The organism is Enterococcus caccae ATCC BAA-1240 (assembly GCF_000407145.1).
Classification (GTDB): Bacteria; Bacillota; Bacilli; order Lactobacillales; family Enterococcaceae; genus Enterococcus_L; species Enterococcus_L caccae.
Window position 1 is genome coordinate 440,449 of sequence record NZ_KE136474.1, and the last position, 25,809, is coordinate 466,257.

Here is a 25,809-nt window from a genome sequence, read left to right on the forward strand (position 1 = left end):
TTTGTGAAGAAGTATAAACGCTTATTATTGATGGCAGGCCTAGTTACACTTGTTTTTGTATTGTCTGCCTGTGGAACCGCCCCGATTAACGAGAGCAGTACAGGAATTTGGGACCGCTATATCGTCTATTATTTCGCTGAGGCAATCAAATTTTTATCCATTTCAGCAAATACTGGTATTGGGATCATCCTATTTACATTAGTGATTCGGATCATTTTATTACCATTGATGCATTTCCAAACAAAAAGCATGCGCAAAACGCAAGAGTTACAACCCAAATTAAAAGCGTTACAGAAGCAATATTCATCAAAAGATCCAGAAACACAACGCTTATTCCGTGAAGAACAACAAAAATTATACGCTGAAAATAATGTAAACCCTTATGCAGGTTGTTTACCATTGTTGATCCAAATGCCGATCATGATGGCGCTGTATCAATCGATTTCACGTGTACCAGAATTGAAACAGGGAAGTTTCTTGTGGTTGAACCTAGGTCAACCCGATCCGTATCTGATTTTACCAATTCTAGCAGCAGTCTTTACATTTGCTAGCACGTATCTCACTAGTATGAGTCAGATCGAATCAAATGCTTCATTAAAAACCATGAATTTTGTAATGCCCGTTATGATTTTTGTCATGGGGATGAGTTTAGCTAGTGGATTATCACTTTACTGGGTAGTCTCTAACGCGTTCCAAGTGGGTCAAACATTATTGATCAACAATCCATTTAAAATCCGTAAAGAACGTGCTGAAGCGGAGCGACAAGCGAAAGAGCGCGAACGTGCATTGAAGAAAGCAATGAATCCTAAGAAAAAAAATAAGAAAAAATAAAAGGAGGTTTTCCAGATGCCGGTTTATGAGGGAAACACAATTGAAGAAGCAACAACTAAAGGGTTGCTTGCACTGAATTTGTCAAAAGAAGAAGTAGAGATCAACGTGATTGCAGAGGCTAAAAAAGGGTTCTTGGGCTTGGGTAAAAAATTAGCTCAAGTATCGATCGAGCCAACTGTCAGCGAACAAATCGCTGAAGCAGTTGCCGAAACAGTTGAAGATATCATTGTGACAGATGAGGAAGTAAAAACAGAAACAGCTGTTGAAGAATTGTTGACTACTAAGTCTGAATCCTCTGAATCAAAAGTCTTGGAGAACTTAGCAGATGAAGAAGCAATCACTGAATTAGCTATGTATTTAACCAATATTTCAAAGGAGTTAAATGCACCAGCTTTAGTTCGTTTAGAGCGTAAGGATGGCTTGTTGGTTTTCCATCTAGATACAGATAAACAAGGAATCCTGATCGGTAAACATGGCAAAGTTTTAAATGCAATGCAATATTTAGCTCAAGTTTTTGTTCATCGTGTGGCAGAAAATAAATTATCTGTTGTGGTAAATGTTGGTGATTATCGTGAAAAACGCCAAGCAATTTTACAACGTCTAGCAGAAAGAACAGCAGAAAAGGTTAAGCAAACTGGTCGTCCTGTTTTTCTAGAACCAATGCCGGCATTTGAAAGAAAACAAATTCACTTTACTTTGAGTAAAGATGACCATATAAAAACACATTCAGAAGGCGACGAACCGTATCGTTATCTGGTTGTCGAACCAGTAAAAAAATATTAATAAACAAGCAAAAAAGTCCTCCTTAAAAAACTCATTTTTAAGGAGGACTTTTTATTTGTATCGGATAATTTCGCTAAAAAAATTCATTGACAAACACTGTTAAACAAAGTATATTTTAAACGAAATCATTCTTATCAACGTACAAAATACGATGATAAAGTAGTTGGAGCATTCGTGCTTCTTCCAGCCTGGTTCTTTTAGGATCAGGTTTTTTACGTGGACTAACCTATCTATACATGATAAAAGTCATGTGATCGTAAGAAAAATGAAACTTAACGAAAATAATTTTTTTGGGCATAAGGCATAATAAGGATAGCAACTAACAGGGATAAACGATAATGATTGATCACAGTAATAGAATCAAAAAAGTAGAATTGTAAAACATAAAAAAATGGCTGGGACATAACTCTACGAGTTACATCCCAGCTACAAGGAATCAGAATAAGCGGTAGAGCTAAAGCAAGTACTACGTTTCACTCCAATCACATTGTTGTACATCATGAAGAACGAAGTGATTTGATGCAACACATTACAAGGTGGCTGAAAGCCACCTTGCTTCCTTTATTTTCTAAATACTAAAGCACTAAGAGTTGAAGGCTTCGAAAATAAACACTTCCGTCTCAATCTTTTTTACAAATAAAATCAGCCAATAGTTGTCTGAGTAAACTGAACCACAGTGCCATAAGCAAATATTTCTACGACCCATTTCCCTTGATATTCCACGTACTTTTCTTCAAAGTGGCAATTGATCACTGCATCCGCTTCATATTCAAACGCAATTACTTTTAATTGGCGGTAAACACCACTGAATACATCATTTGGATTGACATTTGGTGAAAATAAGTCTGTTTCAATTCGATCTGTTGCAAAAACGATATCACGAACGATATATTTTTTGCTGACATTTCCTGTAGATAATGTAATGCCATTTAAACGATTTTCTAATTCTTGCTCATTCAGCTCATCTTTTTTTGCTCGATTCATTTTAAGAACCCCCTTGCTTTATTAAATTTATTTTAAAGACAATCTGAAAGAAATGCAAAGTTAACGAATGCTTTTAGCAAACAAATAATGTTGCGAAAAATAGGAAAATATGCTATTCTATGTCAAGAAAATAATAGGAATTGATGCAGTGAAAGTGCTAGATCCAACCTGAAAAAATAGGGGTGGAGTGGGCGCTTTTTTTGTAGCCAAAAATTGTTTTATACATAGTAAAAATAAGGATGTCACGCTTGAAATCCAAGAAAACCATGGGAAAAGTAGTCATTTTTAAATAAGTTTTTTTAAAACCTCAATGAAAGGAAGTTAAGCATGCAACAAATAACGTTAGAATTTGATACGATCGCCGCAATTTCAACGCCTCCAGGTGAAGGAGCAATCAGTATTGTCCGACTAAGTGGTGAGCAAGCAATCACCATTGCAGATAAGGTTTATCGTTCAGGTAGCAAACAATTGTTAGAGGTACCAACTCATACGATCCATTATGGTCATATCTTTGATCCGAAAGATGACAGTTTGCTAGATGAAGTGATGGTCTCCGTCATGAAAGCACCAAAAACATTTACCAGAGAAGATGTTGTTGAAATCAACTGTCACGGCGGAATTGTCGTTGTTAATCAATTATTACAACTATTGTTAAGAGAAGGCGCACGTTTGGCTGAACCTGGTGAATTTACAAAAAGAGCCTTTTTAAATGGACGAATGGATTTGTCCCAAGCAGAAGCTGTGATGGATTTGATTCGAGCGAAAACAGATCGAGCAATGCATGTTGCTTTGGATCAATTGGATGGAAATCTATCTTCTTTGATTCGTTCGTTAAGACAGGAAATTTTAGAGACATTAGCGCAAGTTGAAGTCAATATTGATTATCCTGAATATGATGATGTAGAAGAATTGACAACAAAATTATTACTGGAAAAAGCAGGATTCGTTAAAGCGCAGATCGAAGGCTTATTGACAACAGCGAAGCAAGGAAAAATTTTGCGTGAAGGTCTAAGCACAGCAATCATTGGACGTCCAAATGTTGGAAAGTCGAGCTTATTGAATCATTTGCTTCGTGAAGAAAAAGCGATTGTCACAGATATTGCTGGAACTACTCGTGATGTGATCGAAGAGTACGTCAATGTTCGTGGTGTACCACTAAAATTGATCGATACAGCAGGTATCCGAGAAACAGAAGATATCGTGGAGCGGATTGGCGTAGAACGTAGCCGTAAAGCATTAGCTGAATCTGATTTGATTCTACTGGTTCTTAACCAGAATGAGCCGCTAAGTGAGGAAGATCGTCAATTATTAACTGCTACAGAAGGCTTAAAACGTGTCATTTTGTTAAATAAAATGGATTTACCTTCTCAACTAGATCGAGATAAATTAAAGCAACTTGTGAAAGAAGAAGAGATTTTACCAGTATCCGTTTTATCCAATACAGGGTTGGAACAATTAGAATTAAAAATCGCTGATTTATTTTTCGGCGGCCAAACGGGGGAAAAAGATGCCACATACGTATCCAACACCCGCCATATCGCATTATTAGATCAAGCAGCGATAGCGCTGGATGAAGTGATCAGAGGAATCGAAGCTGGAATGCCAGTCGACCTCGTTCAAATGGATATGACCCGCTGTTGGGACTTTTTAGGTGAAATCGTCGGGGACAGTGTCCAAGATGAACTGATCACCCAATTATTCAGTCAATTTTGTTTAGGGAAATAGAAAGGAAGAGTCGATGAATCAATTTAAAGCAGAATCTTATGATGTAATCGTAGTCGGAGCAGGCCATGCAGGATCAGAGGCCGCTTTAGCATCCGCTCGTATGGGCAGCAAAACACTGCTATTAACCATTAATTTAGATATGGTGGCCTTTATGCCATGTAACCCATCTGTGGGAGGTCCAGCTAAAGGCGTCGTGGTTCGAGAAATCGATGCACTAGGTGGCGAAATGGGTCACAATATAGACAAAACATACATCCAAATGCGGATGCTAAACACAGGAAAAGGTCCGGCCGTTCGCGCCTTGCGCGCCCAAGCGGACAAACACGCCTACGCGACTGAAATGAAACACACGATCGAACGCACTGACAATTTATCATTACGTCAAGGAATCGTGGAACGCTTGATCGTTGAAGAGGGTATTTGTAAAGGTGTTATCACAACCACAGGGGCACAATATCATAGTAAAGCAGTAATCATTACAGCTGGAACAGCACTTCGTGGTGAAATCATCATCGGTGAATTGAAATATTCTTCAGGACCGAACAATTCATTACCATCCATTGGTTTAGCAGATCATCTGAAAGAATTAGGACTTGAAATGGATCGCTTCAAAACAGGAACACCACCTCGCGTGAAATCTAGCACGATCGATTATTCTGTCACAGAAGAACAACCTGGTGATGAACAACCCAATCATTTTAGTTTCAGCACACCAGACGATGCGTATAATTTAGACCAACGTTCATGCTGGCTGACTTATACGAATGAAGGAACCCATGAAATTATTCAAGAGAATCTACACCGCGCACCAATGTTTACAGGAATCGTAGAAGGAGTAGGTGCACGTTATTGTCCTTCAATCGAAGATAAAATCGTTCGTTTTTCTGACAAACCTCGCCATCAATTATTCTTAGAGCCAGAGGGGTTGAACACGGAAGAAGTTTACGTTCAAGGGCTTTCTACTTCCTTACCAGAAGATGTCCAAACAGATATTCTACATTCAATTGCAGGGTTGGAAAAAGCAGAGATGATGCGAACAGGCTATGCGATCGAGTACGATGTTGTCGTACCGCATCAATTGCGCCCAACGTTAGAAACAAAAGTGATCGATGGTTTATTTACAGCGGGACAAACAAACGGTACCAGTGGTTATGAAGAAGCAGCAGGTCAAGGTCTGATTGCTGGGATCAATGCAGCGCTAAAAGTTCAAGATAAAGAACCGTTTGTTATGAAACGTAGCGATGGTTATATCGGGGTAATGATCGATGATCTAGTCACAAAAGGCACGAATGAACCTTATCGTTTACTGACATCAAGAGCAGAATATCGTTTGATTTTACGTCATGATAATGCTGATTTACGTTTAACAGAACAAGGATATGACATAGGTTTAGTTAAAGAAAACCAATATGCAGCCTATCTTGAAAAGAAAAAAGCAGTCGAAGCGGAGATTGCTCGATTGAATTCAGTTAGAGTGAAGCCTACAACGGATGTACAAGCGTTTTTAGAGGCGAAAGGTTCAGTTCCATTGAAAGATGGGGTTTTGGCTGGAGACTTCTTAAAACGCCCAGAAATGAGCTATCATGAAGTGATACAGTTTATCCCAGCGTCTGAGGTAGAATTGGATGATAAAGTCATTGAGCAAGTTGAAATTCAACTAAAATATGAAGGCTATATCAAAAAAGCTTTAGAAAAAGTTGAGAAATTAAAACGTATGGAAGCGAAACGAATTCCAGAAAACATCGATTACGCTGCAATCAATGGGCTAGCAACAGAAGCAAAACAAAAATTGCAAAAAATTCAGCCAGAAACGATTGCGCAAGCAAGTCGAATCAGTGGTGTGAACCCAGCAGATGTTTCGATTTTGATGGTTTATATTGAACAAGGAAGGATCGCAAAGATACAGTCTTAAAATCAGTTATTTTAACTAATTTTTCCTGTTCAATTTAATGATCGAATGTACTAAGCTTAAAGTAAGTTGAAAACTAAGCTAAATAACAGATAGAAGGAGGGAGCTCATAACGAAGCTGCCTCCTTTTTTAGTTTGTTTCATGTGAAACATTCGCGAACGTGCACTATATACCAATAAATGTAAGAGAGTTTCGGGAGACTTTTAACAGTAAATTAAAAGTCCTTATACATAAAAACAGAGTAAGATTGAAACATACAGAAAACATGCATAGATAGCTATGCATCAATGTCACACAAAACAAAGGAGTAAAGACCCATGCGTACAATCAAAACAGTTGATGATTTCTGGCAAGTAATCGATGAAATAAGAATAAAAAAAGAACTAAACTGGTCAGATTTAGTTGGAGGAAAAGCAAAATTAGCTGCCAGTCACCACTGGAATCCTCCATTGACTTATATTCTACAAATGCAAAAGGAATTAGATGTAGATATTATCAATACACTTGTTTATGAATTAGTGGAGTCAGAGCAGTTAATCAATAAAGATCCTGAAACGCCTGAAAAGATGAAACTGATTTACCAATGGATTCAATCTGACAATTGGATGGAAGATGAACAGATTCTTCAAAATGTTCAAGAAATTGCAAGAACAATTTTATGATAAAAAATTTGCTAGCTTTATGAGCCAACAAGCTCATACGATTTTAAAATAAGGAGTGAAAAAAATGACAAATATAGAAAAAATGATTAAATGGATGACAGACCGAAAAGGAAAAGTCACATACTCGATGAATGCAAGGCTAGGGCCTAACAGTTATGACTGTTCTAGCGCTGTTTATTTCGCTTTGATCAGTGGTGGTTTTTTTAAGAGTAGTGCGATGGGCAATACAGATACGCTTTTCACGCATTTAGAAAATTCAGGTTGGAGCAAGGTACCAGCAAATGGAAGTGGGAATTATCCAGCTAAAAAAGGAGATATTTTTATCTGGGGAAATCGTGGAGCATCAGGAGGAGCTGCTGGTCATACAGGAATGTTTATAGATGATCAAGACAACATTATTCACTGTAATTACGGTTATAATGGTATCACAATCAATGATCATGATACGATTTGGGGGATTAATGGTTGTCCTGCTATTACGATTTATCGTTACGGAAAAAACATAGATCCTCAACCCAAACCACAGTCTACTAAGCCAAAACCAACACCAGGAGGACAACAGACAGGTCTGGTAGCAATGATTGGTACCTTTTATCCAGACAGAAAACTAGCGGTTAGCCGAGATACTAATCCAGATGATACGGCCAGTCCAGCACTTGATTATTATTTACCTGGTATGAAAATCCATTATGATCACTACATTCACAGTAATGGCTATGTTTGGATCAGTTATATCAGTCATGGAGGTGCACGCCGTTATGTTGCAGTAGGACAAGATGATGATCGAACAGATACGACGTGGGGAAAAGGATTCTTTAATTAATATATGTAATCACTTATGTAGCAGTACCACAACCAAATACTTTACATTTGGATTATGCACTGAGTATGATGAAAGGTGGCTTGATGATATATTGTGAGGAAGCAATTCTTGAATGGTTTGGCTCAAGAATACTTGGAGGTTCTTTCCGATACATAACGTAAAAGTAGTAGTAAAAACAATCAACAGTTGATAGCGTATAGAAAGTGAAAAGAAAATCAGAGTTTCACCAAACAATTGTAATAAAGAAGCCAAATTTTCAACACAAAAAAGTCATAATTTCGGGTTATTATATATTCATACCAAACAAACAACCCTAACAAAACACTTTTTCATTTTTTAACTCCTTTTCCCACTCTTCCCCAAAGAGTGGGTATTTTGTTGCGAATCACTGCGATTGGCTATGACAGAGCAGATGATGAGCAATACTTGGCGAACGCAGTGAGAGAAGTGTCCATACTTGTGAATCCCACCATTTTTATGCTTACATCAAACACTAAAAATAGAAAGGCTATGACAGGCTGAGCTAGAGCAGATGATGAGCAATACTTGGCGAACGCAGTGAGAGAAGTGTCCATACTTGTGAATCCCACCATTTCGTTATGCTTACATCAAGCACTAAGAATAGAAAGACTATGACAGGCTGAGCTAGAGCAGATGATGAGCAATACTTGGCGAACGTAGTGTGAGAAGTGTCTATACTTGTGAATCCCACCATTTCGTTACGCTTACATCAAGCACTAAAAATAGAAAGACTATGATAGGCTGAGCTAGAGCAGATGGTAAACAATGCGGGGGAGTAGTTTTATAACTAATGAATTACCAAAAGCCGAAGCTTAAAAATAATAGAAGTAAAAATCAATACAATCAGCCAGATCGATTATTCATCATTGGAATTGTAAGCCAAACAGAGTAAGAAATGAGCGAATGGAGAAACACTTCTCAAAACAAGCTACCCCTCAAAATTTTTTGAAGGGTAGCTTGTTTTTGTAATAATTTGTTGTAATATGGGCATCGAATTTTATTTACTATCTTTTCCTTTTCTTCTCTTCCAGAAAAGTAGAGATCCAGCCGCAGTGGCCATAAAGGCGCCTATTCCTTGTCCCAATAAAGAAGTTTCTGTACCAGTATTTGGTAATTTTCTTTCAGAACGAGTATTTGGTAGTGTTTTATTTAAAGGATCAGAGGCCGTGTTAAGCTTAACGCTTGTAGCTACAGTGCTCTCTTGAGTTTCTTCCTTCTTCTTAGGCGCCACTAATGATTCGGGCGCTTTGGCTATATTTGTTGCGGCAGGAGCTTCCAGTTCATTAGGTTTAGTCGGTGCAGTAAACTCAATTGGTTGTTTTACAGGTGGAGTTACTGGAGCAACTAATTCTGGTGCTGTAACTTCTGGAATAATTGGTGCTTCGGCGATCGGTGCTTCTTCTAATTCTTTAGGTTGTTCTAAAGGAGCTACATTAGTCACGCCGTCTAAATCATTTAACTCAACAGGAGCGCCAGGTTGAATGCTTCCTTCAGCTTCTTCACTATTTAATTCGACATCAGTGACATTTTCAGAAGTTTCTAATTCTGTAATTGAATCAATAGGAGTAGATGCACGCTCTTCTGTTAATGTTGGTAGATTAATGCCCGTGATTTCTTCAATTATTTTTGTAGAAGCGGCAGCTGGCGCTAATGCAGAGTTAGTTGGTTCGGTTACATTATCTACATTTTTAGGCACATTGAGCACTGTTGGCTTTATAGGATCTTTAGGTAGATCAGGTACTGTTGGGATAACTGGTGGATTAATTTTTTTTAGGTGTAAAAAATTAATTTTTTCGAATTTTCCGAGATTAAATTTTGGAATGATGACCTTCTCAACGGTAGTCTGTCCACTAATGCTTCCTTGATATTGTAATGAACTTGAAAAAAGAGTCTCACGTACCCAGTCATAAGCTGACATATCATCTTCAATCTCATATAAAGTTAATATTGATATATTAAAATTTTGAGCGTCTACTAGTCCTTTCTGAGCCATAGGAGCTGTTCCAGTAATATAGTCTGTTTTTCTTGAAAATGCAACATTATTCCCTGTGGCTTTATTAAACTTGTTGATCTCATCTTCTAATTTTACTTTTTCAGCTTCCCAGTCAGAAGCTACCTCTAATAGATATGCAACATATTGCTTGACTTTTTCAACGGCTGAATTCCCCTTGGATGTATAGTCAGCTACAAATTGTTCCCATTGTTCTGTCCCATAAATTGTTTTTAGTTGCTCATCTGTATAGCCTATATGGGTAAAATCTTTTGTATATAAAGCATTAATTGTTGGTTTCCATATATTCTCAAAATCATTATTGGGATCGCCAATATTGTTAGGCTTCCAACCATTTGTATACTTCTCAAAAGCAATAAGGTAATCAGAATAAGCTTGATAATACATTTGATATGCTTCAGCATTATCAATATCTTTTTTCATTATTTTTTCAGCTTCAGCAATAAAATTTGTCAAGTCAGTTTGAAAATCTTTTGGTCCGTAAATAAGGGTTTCTACAGTTTCTGGTTTAATAGAACTAGCATTGTAAGTATCATTTTTGTCTTGGTAATCCATAATGACAGTCCATGATTCATTTAGAGCGTTAGTTAAAGCTTCTTTAGCACTATCATATTCTGCTTGCCACACTGCTAAGTCAGCTGGGATATTTTCAAGATTTTCTTGTGTAATTTTGTCAGCTGGAAAGTCAGCAAGAACATTCCCCATACTGGTAATCGCATCATTGATTTCGTCTTTAGCAATAACAGCTTTCTCGTAAGCCGCAAGAGCGTCTTCATATGGTTTTGTGGCTGTAATGAAACTTTCTTTTGCAAGATCATACTTAGTTTTTAGATTTGTAAATAGTTTAAGCGCCTTGTCATAGTCATGGTTAAGGGTTTCTAATTTTCTTGCAGCAATTTGATAGTCAGCGTCAGCTACTTTCCATGCATCATTCGCAGCAGCGTATGCTTTATCAACACCTTCGTATTTTGTATAAAGTTCTTTAAAAGAGGTCGTTAAGTCTGCGTACTCTTTTGAAACAGTAGCAAACTCTTTTTCATGAACTTTTTGTTCATCGGTAACTTCACCCAGATTAGTCAAAGTTACCTTATAGATTTTTAGAGTTTCTTCATATTTAATTTTTAGATCAAGGTAGTCAGTAGCTAAAGCAGTATATTCTTTTTCGCGAAGTTCAAAAGTTTCTTTCGCTGTGGCAATTGCGTGTGCGGCTGTTGTATAAGCTGTTTCGGCGATAGCATATTCTGCATTTAAATTAGCAAATTGGCTCGTGACTTTATCATAATTTACTTTTGTCTCAGTATACTGTGTTTTTAAAGCGGTGTATTGTTTTGTCGTTGTTTCTAGTGTTTCGCCTAACTTAGTAAAAGATGTTTCAGCTGTAGCTAGATCGGATTTTAGCTGTGCTAATTCCTCTGTTAATGTTTGATATTTTGGCAAAAGATAGTCATATTTGGCACGTGCTGTTTCGTATTTTTGATTGACAATTTCATATGTTTTGTTGGCCTCGGTGTATTTCGCTTCGATAACACCAAAAGCTTCTGATCCGATTATAAATTTCTCAGACACAGCATTGTAAGATTCTTTTAACTGGTCATACTGAACGTTTACTTTGGTAGACTCTGCGATTGTTGCTTGGTAAGCAGTTTCTGTTTCAGCATAGACATTCATTGCTTGTGCGTAATCAATACTGAGTGTGTGGTAGTCTTGTTCTAATTTTTGATAGTCAACATTCGCTTGTTCACATTGTGCCACAAGTGTCTCATATTTTTGCTTGATAGATTGATAGGAAGTGGCAATTTGTTGGTAATCAACTGTTGCAGTTTCATATGCGGTTTTAACTTCCTCAAACTTCGTAGTGAGTAGATTTGACTGTTCTTTTACTTGTTGATATTCCTTACTTACTTCGTTATAGCGAGTATTATTTTCATTATAGGCTGCTAAAGCTGTTGAATATTCTACTGTACCTTCTTCATACTGTTTTAGAATCGCTTCTGCAGCTGCTCTTTTTTCATTATAATTATTCAAAGCAGTTTCATACGCGGTAAGTTTAGTATTATATTCAGCTTTTTGTTGATCGTAGGTCGTTTTAGTTGTTTCATATGCTTTGGTTTGTTGATCAAAGGCTGTTTTTTTGGTTTCGTAGGTTGTACGTTCAAGTTCATATTGAGTTGCTGATTCTTTTAATTGACTAGACAAAGTCTCGTAGTCTTTTTTGGCTTTTTCGTACGCCTGTTTTGTAGTATTATAATTTTCTTTGATCTTTTTATACTCAGATAGCTTCTGTTCATAGTCACTGATTGATATCGCTAAATCAGATAGACGTTTTTCATAAGCTACTTTATCCGTCATATAATTTGTTTTAGCTTCATTAAATTCGTTTAACAGTCTATTATATTCTTCGAGCGCTTTATCATAATCTGATTTCACTTCGGTATAGGTTGTTTTGGCTGTTTCAAGTTCTGTTTTTAAGGTGTTGTATGACGTTATTGCCAGATTGAATTCTGTTGCTTTTATATCGTACGCTGTTTTTTTAGTATTATAGTTGTTAAGTAGCGTTTCATAAGAAAGTTTTTGTGAATTATAGTCTGTTAGTTGAGTAGTGTACTTACTTTTGGCTTTGTTGTATGCTGTTTGAACTGTTCTATAAGCTGTTGCAGCATCTTCGTAAATTTTTCGGTTTGTTTCATACTTGGTTCTTAAGTTTTCATAGAGTGCTCTTTTTTTCTCAGCCTCTTTGTTCAATGTTTCGTAGTTAGCTTGAGCATTTAAATATTTTGTTTGCATATCGAGAAACGTTGATTCTGCATCTTGATACAGAGCTTGTTTTGCTTCATAAGCTACCTTGGCTTCATTATAAGTTTCAATATGTGCTTCGTAGTTGGACTTATTTGTTTCATATGTAGCTTTATGTGCGTTATAAGTCTTCGTCGCTTCTTCAAAAATCGTTAACTGTGTTTGGTAGGTTTTTTTTAGTTCATCTAAAGTTGTTTTAAGTGTATCAGCTGCTTCATACGTCTTATCAGCCACACTTTTAGAGGTATTGTAGTTTTCTAATGCAGTATCGTACGCTTTTTTTGTATCATCGTATTCTTTTTTAGCGGTTGTATATTCTTCTAATATACTCTTATAATCTTTTTCCAACGTTGGTTGAGCTGATTGGTTTCTCTGCTCCAATGTTGTAGCTAAAGCGTGTACAGGGCCACCAGCTGCAATTAGAACTACGCTTGAAAATAACAAAAATTTAAACGAACTTTTTTTCAATGAGTCATTCATTAAAACACACGTACCTTCCTTTTTATAATAATATCAATATAGTAAACATATAGAACCTTTAAGGAGTTTATAATTTAACAAATGTAATTATACAGTATTTATAAGTAATATATTTATCATATTTTTATGAAAGAGTATAATTTTTTGATAATTATGTGATTTATATAAAAATACAATACATATATTAAAAATCCTGTATTTGTAAAAAAGAACAAGGTTTATGGGGGATAATCAAGTGAATCCCTTAGAAATTTTTGTGCAGTTTTTATATGATCATTAGGTATGGTTGTTTATTTATATTGAATTTTCTGAATAATACACGGAACAAAAAAGTTTTTTTATAACAAATTTATTTTTATATTTAGATAAAAATAAGATGAAAAAGAGTTAGAGGACTTGGTTAGTGAGGGAGTTATATTATAAAAATATGAAAAATTTTTTTGAACATAAAAAATCTGAGTCCCAATAAAGTGAACTCAGATTTTTTATGTTTTACCATGTCAACGACTAAGATCAAGAGTCTATTCTGGATTTAATAACTTACAGAGTAATTTGTTTTTTTATAGCCAAAAATCTGTTTATTTGGATTACCAGTCTGTGTTAAGTTGTTTATATCTTTTTCTGCATAGACAATAGGTTTATAGTTAGTAGCATTTGAGTTGGAACTACCAAATGCAATGACCGACAAGTCGTGTGTTTTTTGTTCTGGTGTTTTTAACCAAGCGCTTAAGAAGGTTTCACCGAAGGCACTTCTAATTTGGAAGTCATACTGAAAAGAAAGTTTTAATCCTTTGTATTCAGTACCATTAAAAATACGATTTTCAAGGTCACTAACAACAACTTTGCTAGGATCGAGATCATTTATTGAAATAATTGGATCAAGTCCCATTGTAAAGGAAGCAATTTCCATATCTTTTTGATAATAGAAATAAAATTCTGGTTTTAACCATTTGGCAGTTGGGATTGTTTGAGTTCCCATATCATATTCATTTTCAAAGCCGTAATTTCTGAACGATGTTTGAAATCCAACATTCCCACCTGGGGCTGCAGACAAACCATCCGAATATTGGCCGATGAACGGTCGTGATTGACCACTTTCGTTGATAACTACATTAAATCGTCCAATTTCTACTCCATCTGAATTTAAAACAGCAACGGCCGCTTTATCATTAATACTTGTAATCGCTCGAGCAACCAAGCTGAAAGAACCATCTGCTTTAATAGCAGTCGTTTGTTGGCGTTTGTTATTGACATATAAACGAACCTGACTTGCTCCAGCACCACTAACCGTACCAGTGACATTCCGTTCGCCTAGTGAGAAATCATTTAAATGCATTGAAAGCTTAATTGGATTGACTGCTACTTTTGCTTTTTGAACTAATTCACCATCAGCATCAAACCCTAGGACTTCAACATAATCCCGAAGAAATTTGATTTCTCCGTTTGTATCTAACGAAAATAAGCTTGTATATGGCACTTCCTTTTCGTCGATGATAGTAGCATTTACAGCAAGTTTCACATCAGTGATTTCCCAATCTGCAGTACCAGTGACTACAGAGTCTTTCCGTAAGGTAAACTCATCAGGTGCCAAAATCCATTCACTTGGTTGAAGAAAGACTTTAGATTCACCAACAACCACTTTGTTCTCTCTGTCCAAACCAACGACCTTTACCGTATCTGTCAATGACTGGATACTGTTGTTAATATCTAACTCAAAAAAGTAATTGTCCTCGTTTGGAACATCTTCAATGACTTCTGCGGTCGTTACCAAAACATCATTTACCCAAAGTTGGACCCAGTAAATGTTGGAGTCTCTTTTTACCTCACCAGATACAAATAAGCTCTTTTTCCCACCAACGCCAACAGGATCAGTAATAATGTGTTTACTATGATTTTTGAAAGCAGATTCAGGAACAATAGAGGATGCTTCAGCATTAATAATACCTATTCCAGTGATTTCAGGAAGAACAATTCCTCCAAAACCTAAGCCTAGAATAGCACTTGCGGTAATAATAAGTTTTTTCATATTTTTTCTCCTTTAAATTTATTTGACACCTCATTATAAACTATTTCAATCTTAAAGTGAATATAAATTTATTTTTAGTGTTTAATATATTTTAGTGGATAGTTATATTAATGCACAACATAAGTTGTGCTAAAACTTCGGATTTTAGCCAAACAATCACAACAAAGAAACCAATCTTTTAACACAGAATAGTCATAATTTCAAGATATTATAGATTCATACCAAACAACCCTAACAAAACACTTTTTCATTTTTTAACTCCTTTTCCCGCTCTTTCCCCGAAGAGCGGGTTATTTGTTGTTCATTGCGCCTATGCCACTTCGTTACGAGTTCATCACTCTCTACAAACTAAAATACTGAAAATGAACTTTGTCTAAGAAGTAAATCGTTCACAATAGAAAAACACTGAGAATCAACCCTTCAACATTGAAGTGATTGTTTCTCAGTGCCTTTTGTCATTTTAGTGACTAAATTCTTTTGACTAAAATTATAATGCTGACTAGAAAATAAGAATCTATTTGCTATGTTTTCCTTTTTTTCTCTTCCAGAAAAGAAGAGATCCGGCTGCTCCTACCACAAAAGTGCCCATTCTTTGTCCTATTGGAGATGTTTCAGTTCCTGTATTTGGCAGCCTTCTTCCAGAACGAGTATTCGGAAGTTTAGGTTTTGAAGGATCAGCGACTATATTAGTTTTAGGGAAAATAGTGTCCTCTTGCTTTTTCTTAGGAACTGCTAACGCTTTAGGATCTTCAGATTGGTTTACTGCCACAGGAGCTTCTAATAAGTTAGGTTGTGTTGGTGTTGTGATTTCAATTGGATGTTCTACTGGCGCTTGTACAGGATCTACTAATTCTGGTGCCGTAATTTCTGGAATAACTGGTTTTTCAACTTCGGGCGCGGCTTCTAATTCTTTCGGTTTTTCCAGTGGAGCTACGTTAGTAACATCTTCTAAATCATTTAACTCAACAGGAGCGTCAGGTTGAATACTTCCTTCAGCTTCTCCGCTATCTAATTCTACATCTGTAACATCTTCTGAAGTGCCTAATTCTATAATTGAATCAGGATGAGTAGATGCGTGATCTTGAGTTAATGTTGGTAGATCGATGCCAGTGATATCTGTAATTACTTTTGTTGAAGGGACAGAAGGTGTAATTGCTAGATTCAGTGGCTCCGACACAGTAGCTACTGTTTTAGGGAGGTTGATTTCCCCAGGTTCCAAAGGCGCTTCGGGCATATCAGGCACTGTTGGAATTACAGGAGCTGTGAGTTCAAGTATTTTCAAAGTACCTGTGGAAATTGTTAACTTTTTAGGGTCAAATTTTGGAACTGTTACTTCTGAGGGTTTTGACTGACCGCTAATGCGCCAACTCATTGCAGAACCGATTCCTTGCCCCCCTAACCATCCAAGAACAGTTTCTCCAGAGTCTGCATCATAAGGATCGTTTTGAAGAGCAGAGAGACTGTTACTGTAAACACGATCAGCTTCGTCAGCTACTCCGGCAGCTCCTAATGAAAGTCTGTTGCTAGTAGTTGGTTTTTTAATAGTTTCTCCTGTTATTCCTTCAAAATCATCTATAGCAGCTAGCATATCATCATGTGCTTTTGTCCATTTATCAGATACACTTATTATATGTTTTGCATATGTTTTTAGCTGTTTAACAGCATCTGCTCCTTGATTTTCGTAGGCTGAAACGATTTCATCCCATTCAGTTGTAGTATTCATCGAATCTAAATCATCATCAGAATAACCTAGCTCACTAAAATCAACATTGGCTACCGCATTTACAATAGATAACCATTTTTTTTGCTGGTTCTTAGGATCTCCTACATTTCCAGGTTGCCAACCAGTCAAATATTCTTGAAATTCCTTTTTATAATCAACGTTGGCTTTGATGACGGTGTTAAAAGCATTGACGTTAGCAACAGTTTGTTTCATCATTTTTTCTGCATCAGCAATATATGTTATCAATACTTCTTTAAAATTTGCTGGATCATAAACCAGTCCTAATCTATCATCTAAGTTTATGGGAGCAATTGAGCTTTGATTGTAAGCATCACTTTTTGCTTGATAATCATCAATGGACAACCATGATTCATTTAATGCCTTATCTAGTGCTTGTTTAGCTACATCATACGTACTTTGCCATGTTGCTAAGTCAGTTGGAATATTCTCAAGATTTGCTTCTGTGATTTTATCAGAAGGAAAATCTTTAAATACTTGATTCATATTCGTAACTGCAGCATTAATTTGTTTTTCAGCACTGGCTGCTTTCTCATATGCAGCAAGCGCATCTTCATAAGGTTTAGCGGCGGTACTAAAACTTTCATTAGCAAGATTATGCTTGGTTTGTAGACTGTTAAAGAGTTCAAGAGCAGTAGCATAGTCATCTTTGAGAGTTTTTAGTTTTCCGTTGGCTATTTGATAGGCATCATCGGCTAATTTCCATGCATCATTCGCAGCTGTGTAGGCTGTATCAACGTCATCATATTCAGATTTAAGCGTTGTAAAGGATTCTGTTAAGCTCTTATATCCTTGTGAAATTGTATTGAACTCACTTTCATGTGCTTTTTGTTCAGTTGTAACTTCATCTAATATGACCAAAGTCGTGTTATAGGTTTTCAGTGTCTCTTCGTATTTCGTTTTAAGACTAACATAGTAAGTAGCTAAATCAGTATATTCTTGTTCACGTAACTCAAAAGTTTCTTTTGCTTTTGAAATTGCTTCTGCTGCGACTTTGTAAGCTATTTTAGCAGTAGTATACTCCACTCCTAAATCAGAAAATTGCTTTTTAACCGATTCGTAATCAGCCATAGTTTCAGTATAGTGTGTTTTTAAATCTGTATATTGTTTTTGAGTTGTTTCTACATTTTTTTCTAAATCTGTAAAAGATGTTTCTACTTTTGAAAGGTCAGTCTTTAATTGTGCTAGTTCATTTTTTAGCGTTTGATATTCTGGGAAAAGACGATCATACTCGGTGCGAGCTAGTTCGTATTTTATTGTAACAGCTTCATATGTTTTGCTTGCCTCAATATATGAAGCTTCTGTCGCGTCAAAAACTTTTGATTCGCTTGTAAATGTATCAGAGATAGTATCATAGGCTGATTTCACTTGAGCAAATTGAGTTTTTACTTCCTCAGACTCTTTAAGTGTAGCTTTGTAAGCTGATTCTGTTTCAGTGTAGACACCCATTACGTGAGTATAGCTAGTACTGATGGTTTGATACTCCTGTTCTAATTGTTGATAAGCACTTTCTGCTTGATTAGATTGTGTCATAAGAGAATCGTATTTTTGTTTGATAGACTGGTAAGAGACAGCAAGTGCTTGAAATTCATTTGTTGCAGACTCATAACCTGTTTTGACCTCTTTGAATTTAGCAGTTAGTAAATCTGCGTGTTCTTTTACTTGTTGGTATTCTTTGTTCACTTCGTTGTAACGATTATTGTTTTCAGTGTATGCTGCTAGTGCTGTTGAATATTCCACGGTACCTTCTTCATATTGTTTCAGGATTGCTTCTGCTGCTTTTCGTTTTTCATTATAAATAGTTAAGTCTGTATCGTAAGTAGCAAGTTTTGCATCATATTCAGATTTTTGTTGATCGTAAGCTGTTTTAGCTGTTTCATATGTTTTGGTTTTTTGATCAAACGCTGTCTTTTCTGCTTCATAGGTTAGCCGTTCTGTTTCGTATTGGCTTGCTAATTCTTTTAATTGATAGGATAGAGTAACATAAGTAGTCTTTGCTTCGTCATAAGCTTGTTTCGTTGTTTGATACTCCTCTTTGATTTTATTGTACTCAGCAAGTTTACTTTTGTAATTGCTTATAGAGTTGTTCAATTCTGACAGACGTTTTTCATAAGTTGCTTTATCGGTTAGGTAGTTTTCTTTAGCTTTGTTATATTCAGTTCGTCGTGCGTTGTATTCTTTCAGGGTTTGATCATATTCTATTTTGACATTAGAGTAGTCATTTTTAGCTGTCTCAAGTTCTGTTTTTAGTTTACTGTATGATGTAGAGGCTAGATTAAATTCTTTCGCTTTAGAATCATAAGCTATTTTTTTAGTAGTATACGTGTTAAATAACCTCTCATAAGATAGTTTTTGTGAGTTATAGTTCTTCAATTGGGTATTATAAGCCTCTTTAGCCTTATTATAGGCAGTTTGAACCGTTATATAAGCTGTCGCAGCCTCATTGTAAATTTTCTGTTTGTTTTCATATGCGATACGTAGAGCTTCGTAGTCTGTTCTTTTTTTATGCGCATCTTCGTTTAATTCTTCATATTTTGTTCGAGCATCTTGATACTCATTTTGCATAGTAGTAAATGTTGATTTGGATTGTTGATAAAGCTTTTTTTCGGTTTCGTAAGCATTTTTGGCTGTATTATAATGTTCAATATGTGCTTCATAATTAGACTTGTTTGTTTCATATGTAGCCCTGCTTACTTCATAATTCTCAGTAGCCTCTTCGAATTTCGTTAACTGTGTTTGGTAGTTTTCTTTTAATTCATCTAAAGCTGTCTTTAGTTCATTTGCAGTTTTGTAGGTTTTATCTGCGTTGCTTTTCGATGTATTGTAATCTTGTAATACAATCTCGTAACGTTCTTTTGTTTTCTTATACTCATCTTTTGCCGTAATATATTCTTGTAATACAGTCTTATAGTCTTTTTCCAAGGCTGTTTGAGATTGGGGTATCTGTTCACGCATTGCGGCCAACCCTTGTATGGAAGTGCTTGCTGCTATGACAAGCGTACTCGAATACAACAAAAATTTAAACGAACCTTTTTTCCATGAATCATTCACTAAAGCACACATACCTTCCTTTTTTAATAATGTTCTTGTGATAAAATCTAAAAGTAGTTTATATTTATACAAATGTCATTATACAACAAGTAAAAGTAATTTATTTATCATATTTTTCTACATTGTTCTAATTTTTTGATAATTAATTGAAAAAGAGATGTTTTTTTTATAAAGTATATTTAAAATAGAAATTCGTTTATAAAAATAAATAGTGATTAATGTGTGTATATAAAAATCATACAATTATCAACCAGTTATTTCTTTGGTTTATGTAAATTATTTAAGGTGATATTTGACAGTGAACCAGGGTAAGATGCTCTTGCTGTAGCTTTATTTGTTTAGTATGAAAAGAGATAAATGGTAGTTCAAATAGAAGTTGTACCTTCTTTATTTGTATCAAGTTTGTTTTTTATTCAAATTTTCTTCTAACAATCCTATTAAAGAAACCAAAATTACAACACAAAATAGTCACAAATTCAGGTTAGTATATATTCATATTAGAAAAACAACCCTAACAAAACACTTTTTCATTTTTTAACTCCTTTTCCCACTCTTCCCCAAAGAGTGGGTCTTTTTTTTACCATCAAAGAAGCTTGGATTCTTACTACCTCAAAAATAAAAAATTGATGTTCATTTTTCGAAAGAATTTTTTTTGAATCAGTAATACACTAAAGAGACAAAGTGAAGGGATCGATGACTAAGGGACAAAAATAAAATAGCTCAATTTAGAAACGTGTACAAAAGAGACAAATCGCTTGTACTATTAAATATCTGGGATATGGCAAGCGCAAAGGCATTGATTAAGAAAGAACCAATTTGATTCCGACGAGCAGTTACGTAATGTCTGATTATTATGGTTACCAAGATGAATAGGTGCTAAACCAAACAATCATTCGAATTAAAGTCTATGAAAAAACAAGGATCGCTGGTATTTTTATACTAGGTTTAAAAAATAAAGCGTATATCGAGAAATACCGCAGATGAAACGACGTTACCGATTAGTATCATACTAGATGATAGAGAAGATTCAATTGTAGAATATCTAAATGCAGAAGTTTCAAGAGTCACCTTTGGTTCTTCAATCTATACGTTTTATAATGAAAGTGAAAATAGTGACTTAGATACATCTTACATGTCGTTACTGGCAGATTTGGCTTAATATGAGAAGCAAGATCAAAATAAATTAGTAGAGAGGGGAATGCCCAATGATCAGTGAAAAAGAACAAAAACAATACTATCAAGCACTGTTAGCAAAAGATTCTACATATGACGGAATTTTTTTTGTAGGTATCAAATCAACAGGCGTTTTTTGTCACGCTACATGTCCTGCAAGAAAACCAAAGTATGAAAATTGTACATTTTATGAAACAGCAGAAGAGGCTCTTTTGTCAGGATATCGTCCATGTAAACGTTGTAAACCGTTATCCTTTCCAAGAGAAATCCCGCCCTTAGTTCAGAAAATGGTAGAGTTAGTAGAAGAAAATCCAGAGAAGCGTTGGAAAGATCAAGACTTCGCAGAATTGGGCATTCACTCGATGACGGCTAGAAGACAGTTTAAAAAAGTCTATGGTATGACGTTCGTTCAATATGCGCGTTCAAGAAGGATGGGGATGGCTTTGAAATCAATCAAAAAGGGTGAAAAGCGGATCAATACTCAGCTGGATGTCGGTTACGATTCATCCAGTGGTTTCTACGATGCCTTTTCAAAAATCATGGGAAGAAATCTAAAACAATCGAAAGAAATCAAAATATTATCGGCAGATTGGATTGATACGATTTTAGGACCGATGATGAGTATTGCGGATGATGAGTACTTATATTTACTAGAGTTTGTCGACCGGCGTGGCTTGGAAAGAGAAATCGAACGATTACGGAATCGAATGAATGCTTCTATCGTTCCAGGAAAAACCAAGATTAACGAGCAGATCAAAGGAGAACTGGATTTGTATTTTGAGAAGAAACTAGACGAATTTCGGACACCGTATCTATGTTTAGGTTCTGATTTTCAGAAAAGTGTGTGGCAAGCTTTGACAGAAATTAAGCGTGGTAAAACTTTTTCATATAAAGAGTTAGCGAAAGCGATCGGGAATCCAAATGGAATGCGAGCGGTAGGTAATGCCAATGGTGCAAATCAGTTAGCAATTATTATTCCATGTCATCGCGTAATCCAGACAGACGGAGGTCTGGGCGGCTATGGCGGTGGCGTAGAGCGGAAGAAGTGGTTGTTGAAGCATGAGCGTGAGTATCGTTGATATCAAAGAGGTTGGATGTGACTCGTAGAGTTATGCCTAGCCTTTTTTGGTGTAACTATCGTTATGCTATTGAAATCAAAAAAATACGTAAAAGCTACTATTTTGATCTAAAAGAGTTATAAAAACATGTTATTGTAAATCTATAAGTAAGTTTATTTATAAAAAAATAAAAGAAAGAGTGGTTTTTATTATGAAAAAGGTGTTATTAAATTTAGTATTTGCATGTTTAGGCGGTGTGGTATTATTTTCTCATAATACACAAGTGTATGCCGAAGACAGAACAATCAATGAGACTAATAATCATGTTATGGGAAATAATTTAAAGAAGACAGAGCCTTCTAGAAAAAGCCAGCAAGTTCGGTTACCATACACACCAGAGCTTCTTCCAAGAGCTGACTTTATTGATATCTCTTCTTGGAATGGCGAAATATCTGTGGACTCATACAAAAAAATGAATGCACAAGGTGTAAAAGGGGTAGTCGTAAAACTGACAGAATATACGACATATAAAAACCCTTTTGCTAAGATCCAAATTGAAAATGCGAAAAAAGCAGGTCTGACAGTTTCAACGTATCATTATTCTTGGTTTGTAGATGAACAAAAAGCGGTTGAAGAAGCTAATTACTTTGCTGATTTTGCACAAGAACTTGGATTAAATCCAGATACAATCATGGTCAATGATGCTGAAGAAGGGGAGATGATTCCTGCAGATGTAACGATTACATCAACAGCATTCAAAAATCAATTAAATAAACGTGGTTTTAATAACGTGATCCACTATAGCATGGCTAGCTGGTTTACGAACAATTGGTTAGAATTTCCGGTTTTAGGTAAAGAAAATAGTTGGGTAGCGGAATGGCCAAAATCACCATCGAATGAAAACTTATTGCATTCAGATACAGCCGCATGGCAATGGAGTTCACAAGTTGAATTTTCAGGTGTGACAGGTGTCTTTGATGCGAACGTAGATTATCTTGGTCGCTTTATTTCTACACTTGAGTTTAAATTGGGAACGGATTTGACTCCGATCCACTATTATCAAGGGGAAGAAGTAGCTTATCAAGGAAAAAAGTATACGGTGATTCAAACACATAAGAATTATGGCGATCCTAGTGGGGTACCAGGGATTGCGGAAGCATTGTTTGCGCTGAAAATTTAAATAAAAGAAAGAGTGGATGATGATCAGAAAAAAATCTGATTATTGTCCACTTTTTCAAATTTACCAGTCTCCAGAAAATCCACCTTTGCCTGATGAGCCGCCAGAACTGCTACTTCGATAAATTCATACCAGGTATTGCCCTTAAAAATAAACATTTATCAAGATCCATAATCTCTTTTTGTTAATAGTTTGATTCGATTTTTTTAAAATCCTTCTCATCTTTTTTTATAAATCCTTGTGTAAATGTTAAATTTGAAAAGAGATTACTTCAAGTTCATGTTGTAAAATATCAATAGGAATTTCAGAAATAGCTCCATCTTTTCCTAAACTAGTTCCGCATTCTGTAATTTAATTCTTCTTCATGTTTGTAAATTCTTCCATTCGTATCAAAATAAATAACTATCGCTATATTTTTTTGTGATACGAATGGAAGAATTTTGTTTTAATATTAATAGAAAAATAGTTGTTTAATCTGTCAAAATTGATGATAGGTGACTCAATAAATAGAAAATCAGCATTCATGCTTTTTTATGCAAGGTTAGTGATACTGTAAAATTAGTTTTGTCATGCTCAACAATGTACGATGCATTATTGTATCTATTTAAAATGGAAGAAAAAATATATAGACCTAGTCCTTGATTTTTCTCTTTGGTAGAAAAATTTTTTGTAAAAAGAGATTGAGAAGTTTCTCTGTTAAGTTCTGTAGATGAATTTTTAACTAATATGAACGTTTCTTTGTCATCTTGTTTTAGCAGGACCAAGATAGAAGGTTTTTTTGTGTATTTTGCTGCCTCAACAGCATTATCTAATAAAATAGAGAAGCTACGAATAAAATCTATTAAAGGAATGTTCACAGTGTCGATAGTATTAAGGACCTGTAGATCAAATGTAATATTATTATCAAGACTTTTTTGAATATAGTCGTTGATAAGTGTTTGTATTGGAAAAATTTTAATCAGAAACAACTGTGGATATCGGGGCATTTCCAGTAAATTACTGGAGTAGTTAAGAATATTCTCTAGATAATCCTTAGCCTGATCAAGTTGATCATTTTTCAAATAACCCATTAAACTAATTAGTATATTTTTATAATCATGTTTAAATTCATTAGCTAGGGCTATATATGATTTTTCATTTTTTAAGTGACTTTGAATTAACTCTGTTAGTTGCCTCTGTTGATAGTACTTACTTTTAGCATGAAAATAATTTGAAAAGAGAATGATGATAAATATAATTACTAGGCAAAGAATAGAATAAACGAGCACATTTTTGGATGCAATGAGTATCTGTTCAGCAAATCTTAATATTGTAATGAAAACAAATGTAAAAATCGAGATAAGAAGATATTTTTTTTTAATCAAAGAGAGATGGAGTAGAATCACTTGGATGGATTTATTTGTGTACAATTGGTAAGGGATAGCGTCGGTAATGTATAGAATTAACCATAGATCAAATGTAAAAATAGATGAAATAAGTACAAGCAAGGTTTGACCAGAAATAATAATAGTAGGAACTATCCAACTGTATTTGTTCCTAATAAAAATAAAATACTGAGAAATAGAAATTAATGAAATTCCAAAATAAATAGATTCTTTAGGGAATAACAGGTCAAATAATATCTGAAGACCTAGGATGCCTAAAAAAAATAATCTTTCTTTAAGAGAGGTTATTTTTTTTAGACAAGAAAAGAATATGATTAGCACCATATTAATTGAAGTAATTACTAAGTAAAGATGTCTAGCAATCACTACTATCACGCTCCTTAATCGCGTTAACAACTTTATTAAATACTTTGACACCAGTAGAAAGTATTACATCATTTTGAAAAATCAACGTAGTAGAAGACTTATTGTATCCAACAATATTATCTAGATTAATAATAAAAGATTGTAAATTGGTTAACATATTTTTTTGTGGAAACTGCTTTTTTACGGTATTGATTTTCATTTTGATTAAATATTGTTTGTCCATTGTCCTTATTAATACATGTCCTTTGTGGCCAGAAACGGATTCAATAAAGAGAATTTGAGATAGTTTAAAGAAAAGAGTTTCACTACGTGTTTGGAATACAACGACATCATTATGTTTATTTAAAGATAATGTCTTTTTTTCAAAATCATGTAGTATTTGTAAAATATTTTTTAGTGTCTCATCATCATTATCGATTTCTTTTTTTAGGTATCTAGTAGGATAGATATTTTCATTTATAATATTGATTGCTTGATCAGCTGCTGTTGTTAAGAATATAATTGTTGCTTTTGAATTTATTGTCCGAATCTGCTTAGCAATATCAATCCCAGAAAAGTTTGTTTTTAAATCAATATCTAGGAAAAATATATCGGTGTCTTCGATCAATTTTTTCTGAAAATAGTTCATAAATTCTAAATGATTATGTGGTTGCGGAAAATTAATAGTAATGAAGTTAGATTTATAGCTAAGGATAAACTCCATTATTTTTTTCCGATAGTTGTTATCATCTTCTAATATATATATATTCACATCCATAAAAAGATATTTCTCCTTTAAAAAATAAATATTTTTATAAATATATCATAAT

The 25,809-nt window shown here is 35.0% G+C and carries 14 protein-coding genes; 8 read left to right on the forward strand and 6 right to left on the reverse strand.

The features are described from left to right. The first annotated feature begins 3 nt into the window (after window positions 1-3). Both I580_RS12515 and jag read left to right on the forward strand, forming a co-directional pair. Entirely contained in the window at window positions 4-831 is an 828-nt protein-coding gene (locus I580_RS12515; protein WP_010770266.1) for a YidC/Oxa1 family membrane protein insertase, read from the forward strand. Window positions 832-846: 15 nt separating this feature from the next. Next, window positions 847-1,614, forward strand: a complete 768-nt coding sequence (gene jag, locus I580_RS12520; RefSeq protein WP_010770265.1) for an RNA-binding cell elongation regulator Jag/EloR — start codon at window positions 847-849, stop codon at window positions 1,612-1,614. A 642-nt stretch (window positions 1,615-2,256) separates the two neighbouring features. On the opposite strand, the gene I580_RS12525 is transcribed toward jag, so the two are convergent. Then, window positions 2,257-2,598: a hypothetical protein gene (locus I580_RS12525; protein ID WP_010770264.1), complete on the reverse strand. Its 342-nt coding sequence runs from the start codon at window positions 2,596-2,598 to the stop codon at window positions 2,257-2,259. A 327-nt stretch (window positions 2,599-2,925) separates the two neighbouring features. Here I580_RS12525 and mnmE point away from each other — a divergent pair, with 327 nt between their 5' ends. From mnmE to I580_RS12545, 4 genes are all read left to right on the forward strand, one after another. Then, window positions 2,926-4,323: a tRNA uridine-5-carboxymethylaminomethyl(34) synthesis GTPase MnmE gene (gene mnmE, locus I580_RS12530; protein WP_010770263.1), complete on the forward strand. Its 1,398-nt coding sequence runs from the start codon at window positions 2,926-2,928 to the stop codon at window positions 4,321-4,323. A gap of 13 nt (window positions 4,324-4,336) precedes the next feature. Beyond that, window positions 4,337-6,235: a tRNA uridine-5-carboxymethylaminomethyl(34) synthesis enzyme MnmG gene (gene mnmG, locus I580_RS12535; RefSeq protein ID WP_010770262.1), complete on the forward strand. Its 1,899-nt coding sequence runs from the start codon at window positions 4,337-4,339 to the stop codon at window positions 6,233-6,235. Window positions 6,236-6,550: 315 nt separating this feature from the next. Further along, window positions 6,551-6,895, forward strand: coding sequence for a hypothetical protein (locus tag I580_RS12540; RefSeq protein ID WP_010770261.1), 345 nt, complete (start codon window positions 6,551-6,553; stop codon window positions 6,893-6,895). 64 nt (window positions 6,896-6,959) lie between these two features. Next, the gene (locus I580_RS12545) at window positions 6,960-7,718 is read left to right on the forward strand and encodes a peptidoglycan amidohydrolase family protein (protein WP_010770260.1); all 759 of its coding nucleotides are present in this window, start codon (window positions 6,960-6,962) and stop codon (window positions 7,716-7,718) included. Window positions 7,719-8,736: 1,018 nt separating this feature from the next. Here the strand turns inward: I580_RS12545 and I580_RS12550 are convergent. The 3 genes from I580_RS12550 to I580_RS12560 form a co-directional block, all read right to left on the reverse strand. Beyond that, the gene (locus I580_RS12550) at window positions 8,737-13,023 is read right to left on the reverse strand and encodes an LPXTG cell wall anchor domain-containing protein (RefSeq protein WP_010770259.1); all 4,287 of its coding nucleotides are present in this window, start codon (window positions 13,021-13,023) and stop codon (window positions 8,737-8,739) included. Between the two features lie 532 nt (window positions 13,024-13,555). After that, entirely contained in the window at window positions 13,556-15,049 is a 1,494-nt protein-coding gene (locus tag I580_RS12555; RefSeq protein ID WP_010770258.1) for an immunoglobulin-like domain-containing protein, read from the reverse strand. A gap of 514 nt (window positions 15,050-15,563) precedes the next feature. After that, window positions 15,564-19,745, reverse strand: a complete 4,182-nt coding sequence (locus tag I580_RS12560; protein ID WP_245558621.1) for a coiled-coil domain-containing protein — start codon at window positions 19,743-19,745, stop codon at window positions 15,564-15,566. Window positions 19,746-21,046: 1,301 nt separating this feature from the next. Between I580_RS12560 and I580_RS12565 the strand changes: the two genes are divergently transcribed. Then, complete coding sequence (locus tag I580_RS12565) at window positions 21,047-22,093, forward strand: bifunctional transcriptional activator/DNA repair enzyme AdaA (RefSeq protein ID WP_010770256.1); 1,047 nt, start codon at window positions 21,047-21,049, stop codon at window positions 22,091-22,093. A gap of 190 nt (window positions 22,094-22,283) precedes the next feature. Beyond that, on the forward strand, window positions 22,284-23,252 hold the full coding sequence (locus I580_RS12570; protein ID WP_010770255.1) for a GH25 family lysozyme: 969 nt from the start codon (window positions 22,284-22,286) through the stop codon (window positions 23,250-23,252). A gap of 518 nt (window positions 23,253-23,770) precedes the next feature. On the opposite strand, the gene I580_RS12575 is transcribed toward I580_RS12570, so the two are convergent. Further along, complete coding sequence (locus tag I580_RS12575) at window positions 23,771-25,000, reverse strand: sensor histidine kinase (RefSeq protein ID WP_010770253.1); 1,230 nt, start codon at window positions 24,998-25,000, stop codon at window positions 23,771-23,773. Further along, a complete protein-coding gene (locus tag I580_RS12580) occupies window positions 24,990-25,757 on the reverse strand; it encodes a LytR/AlgR family response regulator transcription factor (protein ID WP_010770252.1) in 768 nt (255 codons plus the stop codon). The genes I580_RS12575 and I580_RS12580 overlap by 11 nt, the downstream gene beginning before the upstream one ends. Window positions 25,758-25,809 lie beyond the last annotated feature (52 nt).